The 3,646-nt window shown below is 65.7% G+C and carries 3 protein-coding genes and 1 pseudogene; 1 reads left to right on the top strand and 3 read right to left on the bottom strand.

The window, feature by feature from the left end:
• Nucleotides 1-233 precede the first annotated feature (233 nt).
• The 3 genes and pseudogenes from AC2VON_RS08795 to AC2VON_RS08805 all read right to left on the bottom strand — a co-directional run.
• On the bottom strand, nt 234-1,475 hold the full coding sequence (locus AC2VON_RS08795; protein ID WP_486952598.1) for a PPE family protein: 1,242 nt from the start codon (nt 1,473-1,475) through the stop codon (nt 234-236).
• A gap of 63 nt (nt 1,476-1,538) precedes the next feature.
• Nucleotides 1,539-2,012, bottom strand: coding sequence for a PE/PPE C-terminal domain-containing protein (locus AC2VON_RS08800; protein WP_486952600.1), 474 nt, complete (start codon nt 2,010-2,012; stop codon nt 1,539-1,541).
• Between the two features lie 99 nt (nt 2,013-2,111).
• A pseudogene (locus AC2VON_RS08805) lies at nt 2,112-2,396 on the bottom strand (PE family protein); the annotation flags it as partial.
• Between the two features lie 507 nt (nt 2,397-2,903).
• On the opposite strand from AC2VON_RS08805, the gene AC2VON_RS08810 reads away from it, so the two are divergent.
• On the top strand, nt 2,904-3,224 hold the full coding sequence (locus AC2VON_RS08810; RefSeq protein ID WP_486952599.1) for a DUF732 domain-containing protein: 321 nt from the start codon (nt 2,904-2,906) through the stop codon (nt 3,222-3,224).
• Nucleotides 3,225-3,646: the final 422 nt, after the last annotated feature.

The raw sequence follows: 3,646 nt of genomic DNA on the forward strand, positions 1-3,646 counted from the left end.
GGCCTGGTCGCACTGGCGACGACGACACCAATACCGAGCGCAGCTATCCCACTACCGGCGACAGGAAAACCAATGATCACGAACTACGGCTGCAGTAGTAGCTGGGCGCGATCGGCGAGAATGGTTGGGTAAGTTTGGGTTTGACGCCGAAACAGACGGATTTGTGGCGGACGACGATGGACTTCTGCGAGGGCCGGGCCATACCTGTTGAAAATTGTTGACTGCGAATTGGTTTACCCGACCATCACCGGGCGTGGTATGACGGTGGGTTTGACCCCGTAACGGGGAGTGCCGAAGCCGAAGCCACCCCGTCCGGCTCCGGGTCCCGGGATCCCGCCGGGCATCGCCGCCACCGAGTTGGTCTCCGGCGCGACAGCCCAGCCGCTGGCCGGTAGGGCAGCGGCGCTGGCCGGGGTGGCTGCGGCCCAGTTCGACGGCACCGACAACGAACTCACCAGTGTCGCCTGGCCCATGGTGGCCGATACCGGTGTGACCGCGCTCATGGTGCCGGCGGCCGCCGCGGCACCGGCGGCACCACTCACACCGCCACCCAGCCCACCCAGGGCACTGAGTGGACCACCGGGAGCCAGCAGCGCCCCCAGGCCGCTGCCGATCGTACCGCCGCCGACGGCGTTGAAACCGCCACCGACAAAGAAACCGACCATGGTCGGAATCAAGGTCGACGGTATGAACGTTACGCCGGTCGCCGCGGCTTCGGTGACGGTTGCCACCCCCGAGTTCGCGCCCAATGTGTCCAGGAAGCTCAGCAACGAGTTGATTCCGAACAGTCCTGACGACGCCGAGGATGTGCTGGCCGCTACCGGCGAGGACAGTCCCTGCAGTGCGCTAGGCATCGCGGAGATCAGTTGCTCCACCCGGCCGTTGCTGGCGACTGCGGAACTGGCGGCCTGGGTGACCGCGGCGGCCTGCCCGGCTGTGCCCGCCGCGTTGGTGGTCTGTGACGGCGAACTGAACGGCGTCAGCTGCGTGGCGGTCGCCGAGGTGCCCGCGTAACCGTACATCGCGGCGGCGTCTTGTGCCCACATCATGCTGTAGTGGGCCTCGTTGGCGGCGATAGCCGCGGTGTTCTGCCCCAGAAAATTGGTCGCGACCAACGCCGCCAGCTGGGCCCGGTTGGCGGCGACAACTGGCGGGGGCACACTGGCCGCGCGGGCCACCTCGAATGCCGCGGCCGCGGTGGTGGCCTGGGTGGCGGCCCGCTCGGCTAGACCGGCGGCGGCGCTCATCCACGCCAGGTACGGTGTGGCCGCGGCGGCCATCGATGCCGAGGCCGAACCCAGCCATTCCTCACCGGAAAGCCGGTGGATCACCGTCTCGTAGGACGTCGTTGCCGAGGCAAGCTCGGCGGCCAGACCGCGCCAGGCCGACGCGGTGGCCATCATCGGCGCCGACCCCGGGCCGGCATAGATGCGACCGGAGTTGATCTCCGGCGGTAACACTCCGTAGTCCAACATGGCTACTCCTTATAACTCTGCTGCGATGACGTTGGCGGCCTAGGCGGCCGAATGGGACTCTGCTTAGCCGACCATGCCCGTGCGCGGCATGACGGTGGGCTTGACCCCGTAACGGGGAGTGCCCAAGCCGAAGCCACCTCGCTCAGCGCTGGCACCCGGGATGCCGCCGGGCATGGCCGCCACCGAGTTGGTCTCCGGTGCGACAGCCCAGCCGCTGGCCGGTAGGGCAGCGGTGCTGGCGGTGGCCGGCGCGGCGGCGGCCCAGCTCTGCGGCGCGGAAAACGAGTTGACCAGCGTCGCCTGGCCCATGGCGGCCGACACCGCCGGCACGGTCGTGTTGACGGTGCCGGCGGCGGCCGACGCGGCACCGGCCGCACCACTCACACCGCCGCCCAGGCCGCCCAGGGCGCCGAGCGGGCCGCCGGGCATCAGCAATGCCCCAATTCCGGTGCCGGCTGCACCACCGCCGACGGCGTGGCCCGCGGCGGTGAGGTAACCGATCAAGCTCGGGGCCAGGCTCGACGGTATATACATCATGGCGGTCGATGCGCCTGTGCCGAGATCCGTAAGGAGCGAGTTCGAGCCCAATGAGCTCAGTGCGCTGAGCAGCGGTGAGACCGCCGAGGATGTGCCGGTCGCGTTGGCGGCCTCGGTGGCTGCATAGGACTCTGCGCTGGTGTTCAGGGTGGTCACAAACATCTGGTGAATCGCCGCGGCTTGGGCACTGACCGCCTGGTAGTGGCTGGCGTACGCCGCGAACTGCGCCGCGGTCAGTGCGGAGACCTCGTCGGCGGCGGCGGGAACCACACCGGTAGTCGGTGCGGCGGCCGCCGCGTTTTGCGCGCTGAGCGCCGATTCGATGCCCTGCAGGTCGCCGGCCGCAGCCGTCAACGACTCAGGCTGGGTGGTCACATAAGACATCGCTTTCTCCTTTACGAAACCGAGTCGGCCGGTGTTGGAGGGTCGGCTCTGAGATACGGCAACCAGTTCGACGGCGCCAAGGATATTAACCAACCACAATGTACGCGGATGCAGCCGGTTACGAAAGCTGGTTAACCGCTTATTAACTCGCATGTCTGAACTTTTTACATACGGCCGGCTTAGGGTTGGTGCGTCGGCCCTCGATCTGGGGGTACATCAAGAGCGGCTATCTCGCGTTCCCTAAAGTACTTTCGTTGTTCTGTTGGCGGTGGCCGCAGGTGTACGGGCAAAGCTCAAATGTCGGGCTAGCATCGAACCCGATTGGCGTGGAACGTGTTAACGTGAAACGATGTGTCGCCATCGGTGCGTTTGCCAGAGTCCTACTACACAGTCGGCGTTCGTTCGATCGCATGCCGTGAGGGTCGGCAACACAGATTTAACAATCCGCTCCACGACAGCAAAAGCTCGGTAACACGTTCGTAACGCACTTTGCGCACACTATGGCCTATGAAACGGCTCCTCCTGCCAGCTGCCATCGCAGGCGTCGCGGCCACGGTCGGCTTCTCGGCGCCTGCGTACGCCGACCAGGGCGACCATGTCAGCAGCGACGCGGCGTTTCTGACTGCACTTTCCGGCGCGGGATTGAGTTATCGCGGCGCGGACCGAGCCATACCTGCTGGCCGGGCGGTGTGCCAGTTGATGGATGCGGGCCTCTCGCCCACGGACACCGTCCTCGCGGTCCAGCAGACCAACCCCGGCTTCACCCTGCAGAACGCCGCACAGTTCGCCGCCATCTCGGCTACCGCTTACTGCCCGGGACACATGTAAGCACGACCCGCGAGCGGTCGCCGACCTCGCTATGCGATGACGAAGGCATGCTGGCGAAGTACTGTTTTCATGGTTCAGGCACCATTTGCCAGCAGAACGCCGTATAGCCGCTGAGCCGGCCCAGGCGTTACCACGCTAGATTCACCCTGGGCGCCGTGGGCCCCTATAGCCCAATTGGCAGAGGCAGCGGACTTAAAATCTAATGCTCTCGGCGTTTGTGGTGTTTGCCATGAGTGATAGGTATCGAGTTAGATGTCTCTACCTGCAAGTATGCGATTTGCTGCGTTGGTTGTGGAGAGGAAGAGCGGGGTAAGTCCCCTGGGGCGGTGGGGTTTCGGGGGCTGAGGCCAGCCGGGCTGAAGGTGCCCGGCGTGTCGTTGCCGGTGTTGGGGTGGGCCATCGCGTAGTGGTCAGTGAGTTAC

This window comes from Mycobacterium sp. TH-M82, from assembly GCF_057473605.1.